This window comes from Limosilactobacillus fastidiosus (genome assembly GCF_014145505.1).
GTDB classification, from domain to species: domain Bacteria; phylum Bacillota; class Bacilli; order Lactobacillales; family Lactobacillaceae; genus Limosilactobacillus; species Limosilactobacillus fastidiosus.
Window position 1 is genome coordinate 106,920 of sequence record NZ_JACIUZ010000031.1, and the last position, 17,385, is coordinate 124,304.

Here is a 17,385-nt window from a genome sequence, read left to right on the forward strand (position 1 = left end):
AAGGGAGGCCAATAATGAGCCAACAAAAAACATTCACAGATTTTAAATTACAACCATATTTATTAGATGCTATTAAGGAGATTAATTTTCATCAGCCAACTCCAGTTCAGGAGAAGGTAATTCCGTTAATTTTGAGAGGAGAAAGTGTTGTTGGACAATCAGCAACTGGTAGTGGAAAAACGCATGCTTTCCTCTTGCCAATTTTTTCTCAATTAGATCCAAATCAACATGAAGTTCAAGCTGTGATTACTACTCCAAGTCGGGAACTGGCCTACCAAATTTATGCCGCTGCTAAACAATTAAATAAGCATTTACCAACTCCAGTAACAATTCATAATTATGTCGGCGGAACGGATAAGCATCACCAAATTGAACAATTAAAACGTCAGCAGCCACAACTAGTAATTGGAACTCCAGGTCGAGTACTAGATTTAGTAAAAAGTCAGGCCCTTGATATTCATACCGCTACTAAGTTTGTTGTTGATGAGGCTGATATGACTCTTGATATGGGATTCTTGGATCAGGTTGATCAAATCGCCAGTCGTTTCCCAGATGATTTACAAATGATGGTCTTTTCTGCAACAATTCCGCAAAAGCTTCGCCCATTTTTAAAGAAATATATGGAAAATCCCATGATGGAGGAAATTCCAACTGAAACAGTGATCAATCCTGATGTTAAGAACTGGTTAATGTCAACTAAGGGTCGCGATAAGAACCAGTTGATTTACCAATTACTTACGATGGGCGAACCTTACTTAGCATTAGTCTTTGCTAATACTAAGGAACGTGCAATTGAACTTGCGCGTTATTTAGGTGAGCAAGGGTTAAAAGTTGCTTTGATTCACGGTGGACTAGAGGCACGGCGTCGAAAACGGACGATGCGTCAGATTCGTGATCTCGATTTTCAATATGTAGTTGCTACAGATTTAGCTGCACGAGGAATTGATATTGATGGAGTTTCTTTAGTAATCAATGATGATATCCCTGGTGATCTCGAGTACTTTATTCACCGTGTTGGGCGGACTGGTCGAAATGGAATGACCGGTACTGCAATTACTCTTTATGCACCTTCTGAAGATGACTTAATTGCTAAGCTAGAAGAGCGGGGAATTAAGTTTGTACCAAAGGAAATTCGTCATGGACGAATCGTAACCACCCATGACCGTAACCGGCGACAAAACTATAGTCGACGGCAAGCTAAACTTGACCCAACGATGAAGGGCTTTGTAAAGAAAACAAAGAAAAAGGTTAAACCAGGTTATAAGAAACGGATTAAGCGGGCAATTCGTGAAGATGAACAACAGAAACGAAAACTCGAATTGCGGCATAAAATTCGTAAGGCTAAGCGTGCCCGGCAACGGCAACACCGGCGAGAACGAAATAGTCGTTGATCTTGAAATCATAATTAGTTATAATATGGTTCGTTTGGGACATATCATTTAAATCTTGGATTGCAGAGACAACTGGGGTGGTGTAACAGTTGGGGAAGGTTTAAGTGGTGCTACCCATACGAAAAATTTGATATTGAACTTGCCTTAGGGTAAGAAATAAGAGGTTAACGAAATCCATCGTTGCAATCAGAGTGGTACCGCGTCAGTTCGGCGTCTCTGGAAGCAAGGATGGATTTTGTTTTTTGAAAGGGAGATATTATGAAGCAGTTAAAGAAGCTGAATAGTGCTCAAGTACGACGGATGTACTTGAAGTTCTTTGAAGAACACGGCCACAAGATTATGCCAAGCGCTTCCCTTGTCCCGGTTAATGATCCAACATTATTGTGGATTAATTCCGGTGTTGCAACAATGAAGAAGTACTTTGACGGAAAAGTTGTTCCTGAAAATCCACGGATGACAAGTTCGCAAAAGAGCATTCGGACCAATGATATTGAAAATGTTGGAAAAACCGCTCGTCACCATACCATGTTTGAAATGCTTGGTAACTTTTCAGTTGGTGATTATTTTAAAAACGAAGTTATTCCATGGGCATGGGAATTATTAACCAGTGATGATTGGTTTGGCTTTGATCCAGAACGACTTTATATTACTTACTATCCAAAAGATCACGATGCCTATAATAAGTGGCGTGAGGTTGGTGTAGCTAAGGATCACTTGATCCCGGATGAAGATAATTTCTGGGATATTGGTCAAGGTCCTTCTGGTCCAGATACAGAAATTTTCTATGATCGGGGTCAAGAATTTAATAATTTGGATGATGATGATCCAGAAAATTACCCCGGTGGCGAAAATGAACGTTATCTTGAAATTTGGAACATTGTATTCAGTCAATTTAACCATACTCCTGAAGATACATATGAACCACTTCCTCATAAGAACATTGATACCGGGATGGGCCTTGAGCGGGTAGTTTCGATCTTTGAAAATGCTCCAACTAACTTCGAAACTGACCTCTTTATGCCATTAATTAAACAAGCTGAAGAGTTTAGTGGTAATAAGAAATATGCTGAGAATAAGGAAGACGACATCCAATTCAAGATTATCGCTGATCATATTCGGACGATTACCTTTGCGATTGGGGATGGTGCACTTCCTTCAAACGTTGGTCGAGGGTACGTTATTCGGCGGTTACTTCGGCGGGCCGTTGTTGCTGGAAAGAAACTGGGAATTGACGAACCATTCCTTGCCAAGATGGTCCCAACGGTTGGTAAGATAATGGAAGATTACTACCCAGATGTTCTGGAAAATGCTGATTACATTGCATCGGTTATTAAATCTGAAGAAGATCGCTTTAGCGCAACCTTAAATGGCGGGCTTAACCTCCTAAATAATGTGATTGCTAATGCTAAGCAAGATGGTACTAATGAAATTGATGGGCGGACTGCTTTCAAACTTTACGATACTTACGGCTTTCCAATTGAACTCACTAAGGAATATGCCAGTGATGAAGGATTAAACGTTGATGAAAAAGGCTTCCAAGCTGCAATGACTGAGCAACAAAACCGGGCACGGAATGCTCGTGATATGGATAACGGGATGGGGGTTCAGACTGATCTATGGACTGACTTCAAAGAAGACAGCGAGTATGTTGGTTATACCAATTTAACCGTTGATAATGCTAAAGTAATTGGGTTGGCCCATGATGGCAAGCAAGCTGATGAAGCTCAACCAGATGATAAGAACATTGAAGTAATCTTTGATACGACACCATTCTATGCTGAAATGGGTGGTCAAGTTGCTGATACAGGTGACATTATTGATAATTACGGGAAGAAAGTCGGTCGAGTTGTTGATGTTCAACATGCTCCTAACCAACAGAATCTTCACCGAGTTGAATTAAGTGAGCCATTGAAGAAAGGTGCTCGTTATAAACTCGTTGTTGACCGGATTCGCCACTTAAAGATTGAAAAGAATCACACGGCAACTCACTTGCTTGATCAAGCGCTTCGAAACGTTCTCGGTGGTCATACTCAACAAGCTGGTTCACTAGTTGAGGCACATTATTTACGGTTTGATTTTAACCACTTTGGTCAAGTTACTGCTAAAGATCTTAAGGCAGTTGAGCAAATGGTTAACGAACAAATCTGGAAGGAAATTCCAGTTAAGACTGTTGAAACCGATATTGATTCTGCTAAGGAAATGGGAGCAATTGCACTCTTCTCCGATAAGTACGGTGATAAGGTTCGGGTCGTAAAGATCGGTGATTATAACACCGAATTCTGTGGTGGAGACCATGTCAAAAATACAAATGAACTTGGTCTTTTTAAGATTGTTTCTGAAGGAGGAGTAGGTGCTGGTGTTCGGCGGATTGAAGCCGTAACTTCAAGCGATGCTTTTAAGTTCCTTCAAGATCGGGCCGATCTTCTTAATGAAGTTGCTACTGATTTGAAGGTTGCCCAAATCAAAGAGGTTCCTCACCAAGTAGAAGCATTACAGAGTGACCTTAAAGAAGCACAAAAGCAAAGTGAAGCCCTTCAGGCGAAGATTGCCGCTCAACAAGCTAATAGTGTCTTTGAAAATGTTCAGAAGACTCAAGGCGGAAGCTTAATTGCTGCTGAAGTACAGGTTGCTGGAATGGGTCAATTACGTCAATTGGCTGATAACTGGCGTAGTAAGAATCTTTCTGATGTTCTGGTTTTAGGAACTGCTAACGATGGCAAGGCTAGCTTATTGGTTGCTATTAGTGATAGCAAGGTTAAAGATGGCCTTAAGGCTGGTGATCTTATTAAGGCGATTGCGCCTGCCATTAATGGTGGCGGTGGTGGTCGGCCAAACCTTGCTCAAGCTGGTGGAAAGAAGCCTGAAGGAATTCAGGATGCATTGAAACAAGCGGTTGATTACTTAAATAAGTAACGAAAATAGTTTACTTTTACTTTAATTGAATTATTATAGTGAAGTTTCAAATTGGAATATGGAGGGAGTTATTTATAACTTTACTTTCACGTTCCTTATAAATACTTGGGCTCCAGAGTTGGTATTTTCCGTACTTTGGAGCCCAATTTGTATAATTGTGTTTTGACTAGAGAAATAAGTTTGGATCATGATCAGTTTTTCATAATAATAAATTGTGATTTGTTGGTGATTATAGTAAAATTAAGCTATGAATAGTCACTGGAGGTGACAAGTGTGTCAGGGAATAATGATAAGACAATGTTTTTTAATTTTGGTCAAAACAGCCAAGAAGATATTAAACAAACATTAAAGACCGTTTATGAAGCACTAGAAGAAAAGGGATATAACCCAATTAACCAAATTGTTGGCTACCTTCTTTCAGGCGATCCGGCATATATTCCTCGTTTAAATGATGCTCGGAACTTAATCCGCCAACATGAACGTGATGAAATTATTGAAGAGTTAGTTCGGTCATACCTTAAAAATAATGGGGAAACCAAATGAGATTATTAGGGTTAGATGTCGGTTCTAAGACTGTAGGAATTGCAGTTAGTGATCCACTGGGATGGACCGCTCAGGCAGTTGAGATTATCCCTATTAATGAAGACGAGGAAGTCTTTGGAATTGACCGGGTTGCCGAAATCGTCAAGCAAAAACAAGTTGCGGGATTTGTGGTTGGTTTACCCAAGAACATGAATAATACGGAGGGCCCACGTGTTGAGGCTTCGCATCATTATGGTGCGTTGCTTAAGAAGCGTTTCCCCTCAATTCCCATTGATTTTCAAGATGAACGGTTAACAACTGTGGAAGCTCACCGGATGTTGGTTGAGGAAGCTGATATATCTCGGGCTAAACAGAAAAAAGTTATTGATGAAGTAGCGGCCACTTTTATTTTACAAAGCTACTTAGATCGACACGGAAAACTTGTCCAAAGATTGAAATGAGGTAAGAATTAATGAGTAAGCAAGAAAGTACGGATGAACAAATGATTACCCTAATTGATGAAAATGGTAATGAGCAACTCTTTAAGGAGCTTTTTACCTTTGATTCAGATGATTGGGGAAAATCATATATTTTCATTTATCCAGCTGAACAAGAAAATGACGACTCAGTGGATATTCAAGCCTACGCTATTGCTAATAATCAAGATGGCGATGGTGAAGATTTGGTACCAATTGAAGATGATAAAGAATGGGATATGGTTGAAGAAGTTTTAAATACCTTCTTAGATAATGATGGTAATTTTAAAGCTTAATTTGACTTTATTCTGAAAAGGCTGGGATGTGACTAGGTCACGATCCCAGTCTTTTGATTTGTGTTGCCATTTTAAAGAGGGGATAAGCAATTGATTCTTTCAACTATTATTTTATTATTATTACTAATAAGTGCTATTCGTGGTTACCGAATTGGCTTATTATCAATGGTGATTTCTGTTTTAACATATTTTATTAGCTATTTTGGGGCTAAATATTTAGCCCCAGTGACTGGAAAATGGTTAATGAACATCTTTCCGGAGATTAATCATAGTACAGTAATTTCAGGAGAAAGCCTCGCAAGTTTAAACCTTAACCAATTCTTTTATCGTGGAATTGCATTTATTATTAGTTTTATGGTTTTAACGGTAGTTATTAGAATACTATTGCGTCGTTTAAAATGGTTAGCAAGATTACCCATTTTAGGAACAGTTGATCGTTGGATTGGTGCGGCAATAGATCTGATCATTTGTTATGTAATTATCTTCATTGTACTTATGGTATTTCAGTTATATCCTGCAGAATGGTGGCAAGTCCAGCTAGCTAATTCGGAAATTGCCCAACTAATAATTAAGGAAACACCATTTTTAACTCAAACGGTTATTAATCTTTTAGGTTAGAAAGGAAAAAGTATGGATCAAAAAACAATTTCAACAATGGAATTTGATCAAATTAAGCATGAATTGGGACGCTACCTTGTATCTGCCTCGGGAAAGCGAGAATTAGCAGCGTTAACACCATCAGCTGACTATGATCAAATTCAATATTGGTTAAATGAAACGACAGATGGTGCTGATATTTTACGATTAACAGGTGGTATTCCAATTCCAAAGTTAAAAAATATTCAGCCCCAGTTAAAGCGGTTGCGGATTAACGCTAATCTAAATGGAACAGAGCTTGCACAAATTACTAAGGTCCTTCAGACGAGTATGAGTGTTAAAAACTTTTTTATAGAGTTTAAGGAACAACAAAAGTTTGAGCTGCGGGTAATTAATGATGCAGTTCAACAGCTAATAACAATTCCTTCGGTAACTAAGCGACTAATTCAGTCAATTGATCCTGATGGGCGGGTTACTGATGAAGCATCAACTAAGCTTCATGGAATTCGTCGTTTAATTACCAAAACAGAAACAGAGATTCACCACCAGATGGAGCGTTTTACTCAAGGAAAAAATGCTAAGTATCTTAGTGATGCGATTGTAACTGTTCGGAATGACCGTTACGTTGTTCCGGTATTGGCTCGTTACCGGAATAAGTTTGGCGGGGTGGTTCATGATCAAAGTGCAAGTGGGCAAACGTTATATATTGAGCCTGCAACAGTGGTTGAATACAATAACCGTCTTCGCCAAGCACAAGTAGAGGAAAAGCAGGCGATCTTAGAGGTATTAGCCGAGTTATCAAAGCTTATTTCTCCTTACCAAGATGAAATTAAGGAAAACGCGAAGATTTTAGGGCACCTAGACTTTATTAATGCCAAAGCACGATATGCACGGGATCACCAAGATAGTTTGCCATTATTAAGTACTGATAACCGGGTTATTATCCGTCAAGCCCGTCACCCAATGATTGATCCACAAAAAGTTGTTGCTAATGACATAAAAATTGGTGATGAGTATAAGGCAATTGTGATTACTGGTCCAAACACGGGTGGTAAGACAATCACCCTTAAAACGTTTGGCTTAATTCAGATGATGGGACAGGCCGGTTTATTTATTCCAGCCCAAGAGGGAAGTACTATTGCGGTTTTTGATAATATCTATGCTGATATTGGTGATGAACAATCACTTGAACAAAATCTTAGTACTTTTTCTGGCCATATGGAAAATGTGAAGTCAATTCTTGAACGAATTACTGACCGGAGTTTAGTTCTCCTTGATGAATTGGGTGCTGGAACAGATCCTAAAGAGGGAGCTGCTTTAGCGATGTCAATTTTAGATTATATTGCTAGTAAGGATAGTACAGTGGTAGTAACAACTCACTATCCTGAATTAAAGATTTATGGTTATGAGCGGCCAAAAACGATTAATGCTAGCATGGAATTTGATCAGGAAACCCTTAAGCCAACTTATCATTTGCTTTTAGGCATTCCGGGACGTTCTAATGGGGTAGAAATCGCTCAACGACTAGGAATTAATGAAACAATTATCACGGAAGCGAAGTCCTTAGTGAGTGAAGATAGTCAGGATCTTAACCAAATGATTGGGGAGTTAGTGGAGCAACGAAAGGCTGCCCGCGAGGAAAAAGAACGGTTGCAGAAGTTACTAGTCGTAAACCAGAAAAAGCAAGACGAATTAACGATAAAATTAGACCGGTTTAACGAACAACGTGATTCGTTATTGGCAAAGGCCCGGAATGAGGCTAATCATGAGGTATCGGTAGCCAAGAAGAAAGCAGACCGGATAATTCATCACTTGCGTCAGTTAGAAATAAGTCAAGCTGGTAATGTTAAAGAACATGAACTAATTGATGCGCAGGGGGCATTAAATGCTCTTCACCAAGAAGATCCTCGTCTAAAGAGAAATGCGGTATTACGCCGAGCAAAAGCAAAACATGACTTTCATGTTGGGGATGCAGTTCTTGTTAAGTCTTATGGCCAACAAGGAGAATTGCTATCGAAGCGCGGTAAGCATAAGTGGGAAGTCCAAATTGGAATTCTTCGGATGGAAATTGACGAAAATGATCTTGAAAAAATTAGTCACAAGCAGTTAAGAAAGGAAGAACGAGCAAGAGAAAAAGTTAGTTCTGGAATTCGAACAACGCAAACCCGTCATACCAGTGCCCAACTTGATCTTAGGGGACACCGCTATGAACAGGCAATGAGTGAATTATCAGCTTTTATTGACCATGCATTGTTAAATAACCTTTCGAGTGTAACGATTATCCACGGTAAGGGGACGGGAGCTTTACGGAAAGGAACCCGAGAATACCTTAGTTCTAATCCACGTGTAAAATCCTTTGACTATGCGGCACCAAATAATGGTGGTGATGGGGCAACAATAGTTAATTTATAAAGTGCTTTTGAAAAGTAAGCATATTATCTGACAAGTAACCTAGATTTTGCTACACTATGGATAAATTAATTGAGGAGGAATTTGATATGACTGTTAAAGTAACAACTGATCAAACCTTTGAACAAGATACTGCTACTGGATTAAGTTTAACTGACTTTTGGGCAACCTGGTGTGGCCCTTGTCGAATGCAATCGCCAGTAATTGAAAACTTATCTGAAGAAATGCCTAATGTTCATTTTACTAAGATGGATGTTGATCAGAATCGTGAAGTTCCTCAAGAATTTCAAATTATGAGTATTCCAACCTTATTGATTAAAAAGGATGGTCAGGTAGTTGATAAAATTGTTGGCTATCATTCAAAAGAACAATTGAAACAATTGCTGGAACAATACGAAAATGATTAGATCAAAAAAAGGACTTGGAAATTATTCCAAATCCTTTTTTATTATTTATTTTGTTTTTTCGTTTTTTTTGGCCGTTGATTATGAAGATCAAGAAACGTTACTAATTCGGTTCGTTCACTATCCGCCTCATTTTGCGGATCATTTTTTACTTCAATAAATACACAATCTTTTTTTAATTCACTAATTTTCGCTTCGGCAACGGTCATTAATTGAAACTCAATTTCTTGGGCGATAAATCCTATTTCAAGGCCAAAAGATGTTTGTTCACCATTTTGTTCAATTCGTTCTTTAACTCTTTGACCACCTAGTTTCCATAATTGACTAGTGGTCGTTTTCTTTTGTAATGAAAGATTACCAAAGCCAAGTTGTCTAGTAATTAATTGTAGATCCTCAAGTGAGCCAACGGGAAATTTTCTGGCAATATCTTTACCGACCCAATAGAGCATCTCGTCTGCCTCTTTACCAAGAATCGCTGGTAAGATGACATCACGAAGACTACCGTTCATTAGGCCACGTTTGCTGTTTAACAATGAATCGTATAACTTTTGGCTCATTAAATTAATACTCCTTTTGCAAAATCAATACCATTATACTGAATATTTAGGAAAAAAACGGGAATTTTACCCGAAAACTTGAAAAAAAATTGAAAAGATTAAATAATGTAGTTTCAAGGATTTTAAAAGTGGGGTGCATAGAATGAATAATCGACCAATTGGAGTTATGGATTCAGGATTAGGTGGTCTCTCGGTTGTTCGAGTAATTCAACGAGAACTACCTAATGAATCAGTTGTTTTTGTTGGTGATGAAGGACATTTTCCATACGGTACTAAGCCACAAGAACTGATTCGTCAATTAGTTTTAAGAATTGGTCGCTTCTTAGAGGCCCAACCAGTTAAATTAATGGTAATTGCTTGTAATACCGCTACGGCAGCAGCATTACCGACTATTCAAAAAAAATTATCAATTCCGGTTATTGGAGTTATTAATCCTGGAGCTACTGCTGCGATTGAAAGTAAGGCGAAACGGATTGGCGTAATCGCTACCAATTCGACTACTAAGGATGGGGCTTATGTTCGGGAACTACAAAAGCTAAATCCGGATGTTAAAGTAATCAGTAAAGCCACTCAACTATTAGTGACAATTGTTGAGCATGGGAAAACGGGAACTGCTGAAGCACAAAGGGCGGTCGATAAACAATTAGATTCTTTTGGTCAACAGCCAATTGATGCATTAATCTTAGGATGCACTCATTTCCCATTCCTTACGAATGAAATTAAACAAAAGTTAGGTCCTGATGTCGAGTTGATTGATCCAGCCTTGGAAACTGTTAACCAAGTAAAGAAAATGTTAACGGAAAAGCAGTTATTGAGCAATCAACCTGCTAGCTATCAATTATATTCAACTGGTAATCGTGACGATTTAATTGCTGGTGCTGATAAGTGGCTTCAAGGTCATTATGATAGTTGTAGTAACTTAATTTTAAAAGGAGATAACTAATGGATACTCTAGTAATTGCGACAAAAAATCAGGGAAAGGCACGTGAATATCGGGAAATGTTGGCCCCTTATAAGATTGATGTAAAAACGCTTGCCGACTTTTCACAGCCAATTGAAATTAACGAAAATGGGACAAGTTTTTTAGAAAATGCTACGATTAAGGCAAAGACTGTAATGAAAAAACTTGGTATTCCGGTAATGGCGGATGATTCTGGGTTAATGGTTGATGCATTAAATGGTGCGCCCGGAGTTCATTCGGCGCGGTATGCCGGTGATCATAATGATCAAGCAAACAATGCTAAACTGCTTCGAGACTTATCCGGAGTGGTTACAGAGCAAAGAACGGCTCATTTTCATACCACGATTGTAGCGTTAAAGCCGGATGGTGCAAAGTTAGTTGCAAACGGTCAAGTTGATGGTCGGATTTTGACTAGTCCTCGCGGTAAAAACGGCTTTGGCTATGACCCGTTATTTTATGTTGAACAATTCGGAAGTTCAATGGCAGAATTAACTGCTGAACAAAAGAATTCAATTAGTCATCGTGGTCAAGCATTAGGAGAATTTATGAAGCACTTTGCAGAATGGTGGAATAAATAATGAAGGCATTAATTGTAAGTGATAATCACGGGGATGATAAAGTTCTCGAGGCTGTCCAGGAGAAGTTTGCTAACCAAGTAGACGTTCTTATTCATTGTGGTGACTCAGAATTACAAAATAATTCTGAAACCATGGCTGGCTTTAAAACAGTTAAGGGGAATAATGATTGGGGATTAGATTACCCAGTACAGTTGCAGCTAATTGTTGATGGGGTGAAATTTTTAGTAGTTCATGGTGATCATGATAAGGTTAATTATTCATTAACACCATTAATGCTTAAAGCTGAGTCACTTGATGAACAAGTAGTTTGCTATGGACATACTCATCAATTAGCGGTATCAATGGAATCTGGAATTCTATTTATTAATCCAGGCAGCATTAGCTTGCCCCGTGGAGAATATTCACGAATTGGGGGGACGCTTGCAATTATAGAGGTTACGGAGCAGCAATTTATTATTGATTACTATAATCGCAATTGTGTTCCCATTCCTGAGTTACATTTTGAATTTAACCGTTCTTAAACGAAGCGTGGCCAACTGATGATTTCTAGCTGTTGTTAATCATCAAGATCAATTTTATAGAATTGTAACATGACGGGAACCGTTGAAGTTAGTTACACTTGCTATGAATTGGGTAAGAATTATAAAGTAATATCTAAAGATAAATAAGCTATGAAGAAAAACACGAGAGCAGTGAAAAAATCACTACTCTCGTGTTTTAATTTTGTTGTTGGGTGATTGGATTGTTATCCCAGCCAAGGGGAATGTTATCTTTACGTAATGCCTTTAAGTAGTCAGAAAGAAATTGACTTGCAATTTTATCTTGAGCACCATTTTGAGTGGTAATTGTTACTCGGAAGACTAATTGACCACCAACATTAACTGGGCCAACAATTATTGGTGTGGACCGAAGTTCAGAGATGTTAGCCACTAATTTTTTATTTTCTTCGCTAATAACATTAGCGATTTTCTCAAGAGGAGCTTTAGCGGAAATACGAATATCAACATTAGCTACCATATTATTTCGAGAAAAATTTTGAACAGTTGTAATGTTACGATTAGGAATATAGTTAAGTGTTCCGTCACTACTTGTAATTTGGGTTGTTCGTAATCCTAAGGTAGTAACAGTTCCTTTGATTGAATCTACTTCTACAACATCTCCCACATCAAGTTGCTGTTCAAGAAGGATGAAAAAGCCAGTAACCACATCGCTAACAAATCCTTGGGCACCTAATCCTAAAGCAATACTAAAAATTCCAGCACCGGCAATTAATGTTCCAACTGGAACCCCAATTTCTGATAAAATTGCGTAGAGTAAGAAAAAGTAGCAGGTATAGCGATAAATATTTAATGTCAAGGCATGGATCGTTGCAATTCGATTACTTGATTTTAGAAATTTAACATGGTTTGATTCGGCAAAAAGGTGATCAATTATTAACCTTCCTAGCCAGAGTAAGATGAAGAACAGTAAGATGGTTGCCATTATAAGTAGTAAACGACTAAAAATATGTTGTGAAATTTCGTGCCATGATAAGTCTGTAAAGACTTTTGTAACTTGTTGAACTTGCTTGTTAAGCGCCGAATTCATAGATTTCCTCCTTAAAAATTACTTATTTTATTGTACAAGCCATTGGATCAATTGTCGAATAGGAGTTAGGTGTGCTATTCTATTAATGTGGGTAGAATTATCGAGATTTTTTAAGAGGAAGGGGATTAATACTAATAATGACAATTGGTGAATTAGCCGGCCTCATTGCAGCGATTGCATTTGTTATTCTGGTTATTTTTGCTTGTATTTCACTTAGTCAAGTAAGTAAAATGCTAAAGGAGACTAATGAATCAGTTAAGGTATTGTCGAGTGATGTTGATACCTTAAGCAAGGAAACAGAGAAGCTGTTAGGAAATACTAATAGTTTGTTAGAAGACCTTAATAAGAAGTCGATTGAACTTGATCCAGCAGTTAAAGCTGTTGCCGATGTTGGTCAGAGCGTTTCAAATGTCAACGAAGCAGTAAATAACTTTGTTGAACGGCATGAGGAACGTCAAAGCAGATTTTCTGGATTTACTAAGTTTGTAACGCAGGCCGTGGTAATGGGTGCTTGGCGAAAGTTACGTCAACACCGGCAAGCAAAGAAGGCAAAGGAGATGGATGAATAATGAGTAAGAATTTATTGTTAGGAACCATTCTTGGTGGCGCCGCTACGTATGTTGCTTGGAAGTGTTTGTCCGATAAGCAGAAGAACAGTATTAAGAAGAACGTTGATTCATGTGTGACTGAGGTTGCAGATGCCTCAACTGATTACGCTTTAAATGCTCTTGATATTATTGATGAAAAGCTAGCTGAGCATGATGCTAGTGAGAAACTCAGTAATTTGAGTAGTCGCTTTACTAAAACTGCAGACAAGGTTAAGGATAAGGCAAGTCGTGTCGTTGATCACTTTACCAACGATGACTTTGATAAAGAAACTGCTGAAATTCGGCAACAACTCACTAAAAACACTGATCCAGACATTATCATTGATGCAACTGATGAATCAGAAGATTCAGATTCAACTGCTGATCAAGATGAAAAAACAGATTCAGCAAAAGAAGTCAAAGATGATAAGGAATAGTTAATATTCTAGATCAATGAAAATTAAAGTGACTATAAACACGATTAAGACTGATGATATCAAGAAGGGATATTATCAGTCTTTTTTATACCCAAAATTTATTTGATGATAACGTTTGCCAAATGCATATTGATCTGATATATTAGTGTGGTTATGAAAAAATATGAAAACAGATAATAACAATAAAGAAAGGGCTATCAATATGGAAAAACAAGCAGTTACTATTTATACTGTTGCACGTGAAGCACGAGTTTCGATGGCTACGGTTTCACGAGTTGTAAACGGTAATCCTAACGTTAAACCAGAGACTCGTCAAAAAGTGCTTGATGTTATAAAAAAATTAAACTATCGACCGAATGCTGTTGCCCGTGGATTGGCTTCAAAGAAGACAACAACAGTTGGGGTTATTATTCCAAGTGTTACCAATCCTTACTTTGCTGAATTAGCTTTAGGAATTGATGATATTGCAACTATGTATAAGTACAATATTATTTTGGCTAACTCTGATTTTAATGATGACAAGATTTTGAAAGTTGCTCGTGGCTTGCTAGCAAAGCAGGTGGATGGAATTATTTTCATGGGTCATGATATGTCAACGGAGTTACAACAAGAATTTGCTGCTTCAAATACGCCAGTTGTTGTTGCTGGTTCAATTGTTAACGATGATAAACTGGCAACAGTTCGAATTGACTATCAAAATGCTGCTAAAGAAGCAACTAATTATTTGTTAGATCATAATAATGAGCGGGTGGCATTTGTTGTTAGTTCACTTGACTATTCTATTAATTCTAAGTACCGGTTGGCTGGTTACAAAGAAGCATTAGTTGAGCATAACATCCCATTTGAATCTAAATACGTAATTGAAACGAATGGCGACTACAACCGGGCTTACGAACAGGCTAACCACTTAATGGAACAAGGGATTAAAGCAGCTTATGTTAGTGATGATGATTTAGCTGCAGGACTTTTGAATGGTTTAACGGATAATAATATTAAAGTCCCAGCAGATTTTGAAATTATTACTTCAAATGATACGACATATGCTAAAATTACTCGCCCAACGTTAACCTCAATTACTCAACCACTTTATGATATTGGAGCAATTTCAATGCGGTTATTGACCAAGATGATGGATGGCGAAATTGACAGTAGCAATGACGTTATTCTCAATCATGGAATCGTTGAACGGCAATCAACTCGTCGGGGAAAGTAAGATTGTGGAAAAGCGGAGTGAAGTTCGTCGTAAACAGAATCAACAAGAGAAGACAAATAAAAAGCAAGAGCGACCACGGCACCATCCTTTATTTATTATTTGGGGAGTACTTCTGGTTGTCCTGTTAATGGTTGCCGTAACTTTTAACCAAACGCTTCTCAGTACCCGTTTTGTAGACCACGAGATTACTCATACTAATTTATCTTCGATGATAATGGACACTGTAGATAACAATCTTTCGCAGTATGGAATATCGACAGCTGCCATCTCCGACAAAGAAGCAAATAAGTTAATTACTCAAGCGGTTAACCAGGTTTATTCTGGTCAAGAGATTGACCTGAACTTACAACCAGTATTAGGTGGGATTAATCAATCTGCTTCTCAAGCTGCCGAACAGTATGGAGTTGAGCTTCCTAATTCAATAACTTCAGGTATTGGTAGTGAAATTTCTGGTGCTGTAAATAGCCAGCTAAACACTCCGGAAGTTAAGCAAATTGCCAATGCTATCTCAATTGCTAAAAATGTCGCCCATTTGGTAATGGTGATCTCATTAATTGGGTTAGGGTTAATGATGTTGATCGCAATTTTGAAAAAGAACTTTAGTCGCGTATTTTCATGGATTGGCTTATGGAGTGTAATCATTGTTTATGTGTTAGTAATTATCTTTAGTCAATTGATTATTCAAGCTGGAAAGCGATACCCAGACTATAGTTCCTTAACAGCACAGTTGAGTACTGATTTTCATGCTCAAACGTTAAATTATTGGTTATTCCTTTTAGTATTAACCCTCCTCTTGTTTATCTGGAGAATAGTTAGCAGATTTCTAAAAAAACGGTGACCTTGAATTTTAAGAGGAGATCTGCTAAGATCTACCTGTTTATCACATTAATTAAGAAAAGAGGAGTCAGTAATGTCAGGACATTCAAAATGGCATAACATTCAGGGACGGAAGAACGCCCAAGATGCTAAGCGTGGTAAGATTTTCCAAAAGATTTCACGTGATTTGTACCAAGCAGCTAAAGCAGGTGACCCTGATCCAGCGAATAACGCCCAATTACGGTTGGTAATTGATAAGGCTCACGCTGCAAACATGCCAAAGAAGAACATTGATCGGGCAATTGCTAAGGCTTCTGGTATCGGTGGTGCAAAATTCGAAGAAGTTACCTACGAAGGTTATGCACCGGGTGGTGTTGCAGTAATGGTATCTGCTTTGACGGATAACAAGAACCGGACTGCTGCAGCGGTACGTTCAGCATTTACTCATGCAGGTGGTTCACTTGGCGCTAGTGGTTCAGTTTCATACATGTTTGATCGGAAGGGATTAATTGAAATTCTTCGCGATGGCCTTGACAAGAGTGAAGATGACATGTTGATGGATGCACTTGATGCCGGTGCTGATGATATGAAGGCAACTGAAGAAAAGTTCCAAATTTTCACTGATCCAAGTAATATGACCAGTGTTCGTGATGCCTTACAGGATAAGGACTATGAACTTGATACTGCTGAAGTTACCATGATTCCACAAAATCGGACTGCGGTTCCAGAAGATAAGGTTAAACAATATAGCCACCTTATTGATGAATTGACGGCTAATGATGATGTTGCGGATATTTATGAAGCTGGCCAATTACCAGAAGATGCAGAATAAGTAGAAAAAGACTGGATAATTTCCAGTCTTTTTTTATTAATGCCTTTAGGCCTAGTTGAGCATGCGAACGGAGTGAGTATGCGAAACAAAAAACCACCTGCTTTGCGGGTGGGGGATAAGATTATATAAATAAAGACCTCTTTTGCCTTAAGATGTAGGTGTTCAAGCCAAAATCAAATAAGGGAAAAGAGGTTTAATTAATATGGCTAATAAACTAAATAGTTTAGCCCATACGAAGTGGTTATGTAAGTATCACATCGTATTCATTCCAAAGTATAGACGGAAAATAATTTACAATCAATATCGGAAAGATTTACGAGATTATATTAGATTACTATGTCAGTATAAAGGAGTAAAGATTATTGAAGGACATTTGATGCCTGATCATGTTCACTTATTAGTAAGTATTCCACCGAAGTTAAGCGTTTCGCAATTTATGGGATATTTGAAAGGAAAAAGTGCATTGATGATGTTTGATCATCATGCCAATTTAAAGTATAAATTTGGCAATCGACATTTTTGGGCAGAAGGTTATTATGTCAGCACAGTAGGATTAAATGAGTCCACCATCAAGAAATATATTCGTGATCAAGAGAAACATGATATGGTAGTCGATAAATTAACAACGATAGAATACTCGGACCCTTTTAAGGGTAAGGTGAAGTAATACTAACACTGCTTAAAGCAGTAGCGAAGTAGTCAGAGCATTTTGGCTTGGACGAAGGAAAAGCCAGCGCCTTGAGACGCTGGCTTCTCTTATCGGCTTTTAGCCGAAGAACAAACCACCCGTTTCACGGGTGGTTATGATT

At 38.2% G+C, this 17,385-nt stretch carries 19 protein-coding genes; 17 read left to right on the forward strand and 2 right to left on the reverse strand.

All coding sequences use genetic code 11. The features are described 5' to 3' along the window. Positions 1-14: 14 nt before the first annotated feature. From H5R64_RS04715 to trxA, 8 genes are all read left to right on the forward strand, one after another. On the forward strand, positions 15-1,391 hold the full coding sequence (locus H5R64_RS04715; protein ID WP_182582961.1) for a DEAD/DEAH box helicase: 1,377 nt from the start codon (positions 15-17) through the stop codon (positions 1,389-1,391). 258 nt (positions 1,392-1,649) lie between these two features. After that, entirely contained in the window at positions 1,650-4,304 is a 2,655-nt protein-coding gene (alaS, locus tag H5R64_RS04720; RefSeq protein WP_182582963.1) for an alanine--tRNA ligase, read from the forward strand. Positions 4,305-4,601: 297 nt separating this feature from the next. Beyond that, positions 4,602-4,847 (forward strand): IreB family regulatory phosphoprotein, encoded by a 246-nt coding sequence (locus H5R64_RS04725; RefSeq protein ID WP_182580632.1) that lies wholly within the window; start codon positions 4,602-4,604, stop codon positions 4,845-4,847. Next, on the forward strand, positions 4,844-5,287 hold the full coding sequence (ruvX, locus tag H5R64_RS04730; RefSeq protein WP_182580573.1) for a Holliday junction resolvase RuvX: 444 nt from the start codon (positions 4,844-4,846) through the stop codon (positions 5,285-5,287). Before H5R64_RS04725 ends, ruvX begins: the two co-directional genes overlap by 4 nt. A gap of 11 nt (positions 5,288-5,298) precedes the next feature. Beyond that, complete coding sequence (locus H5R64_RS04735) at positions 5,299-5,598, forward strand: DUF1292 domain-containing protein (RefSeq protein WP_182580572.1); 300 nt, start codon at positions 5,299-5,301, stop codon at positions 5,596-5,598. A gap of 90 nt (positions 5,599-5,688) precedes the next feature. Continuing rightward, positions 5,689-6,216: a CvpA family protein gene (locus H5R64_RS04740; RefSeq protein ID WP_182580571.1), complete on the forward strand. Its 528-nt coding sequence runs from the start codon at positions 5,689-5,691 to the stop codon at positions 6,214-6,216. 12 nt (positions 6,217-6,228) lie between these two features. Then, entirely contained in the window at positions 6,229-8,607 is a 2,379-nt protein-coding gene (locus H5R64_RS04745; RefSeq protein ID WP_182580570.1) for an endonuclease MutS2, read from the forward strand. A gap of 86 nt (positions 8,608-8,693) precedes the next feature. Beyond that, positions 8,694-9,011: a thioredoxin gene (gene trxA / locus H5R64_RS04750; protein ID WP_182580569.1), complete on the forward strand. Its 318-nt coding sequence runs from the start codon at positions 8,694-8,696 to the stop codon at positions 9,009-9,011. A 41-nt stretch (positions 9,012-9,052) separates the two neighbouring features. Here trxA and H5R64_RS04755 read toward each other — a convergent pair whose 3' ends face one another. Continuing rightward, positions 9,053-9,565 (reverse strand): DUF2507 domain-containing protein, encoded by a 513-nt coding sequence (locus H5R64_RS04755; RefSeq protein WP_182580568.1) that lies wholly within the window; start codon positions 9,563-9,565, stop codon positions 9,053-9,055. 142 nt (positions 9,566-9,707) lie between these two features. Here H5R64_RS04755 and murI point away from each other — a divergent pair, with 142 nt between their 5' ends. From murI to H5R64_RS04770, 3 genes are read left to right on the forward strand one after another with little or no spacing between them, the layout of a single operon-like run. Next, positions 9,708-10,508: a glutamate racemase gene (gene murI, locus H5R64_RS04760; RefSeq protein ID WP_182580567.1), complete on the forward strand. Its 801-nt coding sequence runs from the start codon at positions 9,708-9,710 to the stop codon at positions 10,506-10,508. Then, a complete protein-coding gene (locus tag H5R64_RS04765; protein ID WP_182580566.1) occupies positions 10,508-11,104 on the forward strand; it encodes an XTP/dITP diphosphatase in 597 nt (198 codons plus the stop codon). The genes murI and H5R64_RS04765 overlap by 1 nt, the downstream gene beginning before the upstream one ends. Next, the gene (locus H5R64_RS04770) at positions 11,104-11,625 is read left to right on the forward strand and encodes a metallophosphoesterase (protein ID WP_182580565.1); all 522 of its coding nucleotides are present in this window, start codon (positions 11,104-11,106) and stop codon (positions 11,623-11,625) included. The genes H5R64_RS04765 and H5R64_RS04770 overlap by 1 nt, the downstream gene beginning before the upstream one ends. 196 nt (positions 11,626-11,821) lie before the next feature. On the opposite strand, the gene H5R64_RS04775 is transcribed toward H5R64_RS04770, so the two are convergent. Further along, the gene (locus H5R64_RS04775) at positions 11,822-12,691 is read right to left on the reverse strand and encodes a mechanosensitive ion channel family protein (protein WP_182580564.1); all 870 of its coding nucleotides are present in this window, start codon (positions 12,689-12,691) and stop codon (positions 11,822-11,824) included. A 137-nt stretch (positions 12,692-12,828) separates the two neighbouring features. On the opposite strand from H5R64_RS04775, the gene H5R64_RS04780 reads away from it, so the two are divergent. The 6 genes from H5R64_RS04780 to tnpA all read left to right on the forward strand — a co-directional run bounded on the left by H5R64_RS04780 (position 12,829) and on the right by tnpA (position 17,243). After that, positions 12,829-13,260, forward strand: a complete 432-nt coding sequence (locus tag H5R64_RS04780; protein ID WP_182580563.1) for a DUF948 domain-containing protein — start codon at positions 12,829-12,831, stop codon at positions 13,258-13,260. Further along, complete coding sequence (locus H5R64_RS04785; protein ID WP_182580562.1) at positions 13,260-13,715, forward strand: hypothetical protein; 456 nt, start codon at positions 13,260-13,262, stop codon at positions 13,713-13,715. Before H5R64_RS04780 ends, H5R64_RS04785 begins: the two co-directional genes overlap by 1 nt. 202 nt (positions 13,716-13,917) lie before the next feature. Continuing rightward, entirely contained in the window at positions 13,918-14,928 is a 1,011-nt protein-coding gene (gene ccpA / locus H5R64_RS04790) for a catabolite control protein A (RefSeq protein WP_182580561.1), read from the forward strand. After that, positions 14,849-15,766, forward strand: coding sequence for a hypothetical protein (locus H5R64_RS04795; RefSeq protein WP_182580638.1), 918 nt, complete (start codon positions 14,849-14,851; stop codon positions 15,764-15,766). The genes ccpA and H5R64_RS04795 overlap by 80 nt, the downstream gene beginning before the upstream one ends. 72 nt (positions 15,767-15,838) lie before the next feature. After that, positions 15,839-16,576 (forward strand): YebC/PmpR family DNA-binding transcriptional regulator, encoded by a 738-nt coding sequence (locus H5R64_RS04800; RefSeq protein WP_182580560.1) that lies wholly within the window; start codon positions 15,839-15,841, stop codon positions 16,574-16,576. A 202-nt stretch (positions 16,577-16,778) separates the two neighbouring features. Further along, entirely contained in the window at positions 16,779-17,243 is a 465-nt protein-coding gene (gene tnpA / locus H5R64_RS04805) for an IS200/IS605 family transposase (protein WP_182580307.1), read from the forward strand. Positions 17,244-17,385 lie beyond the last annotated feature (142 nt).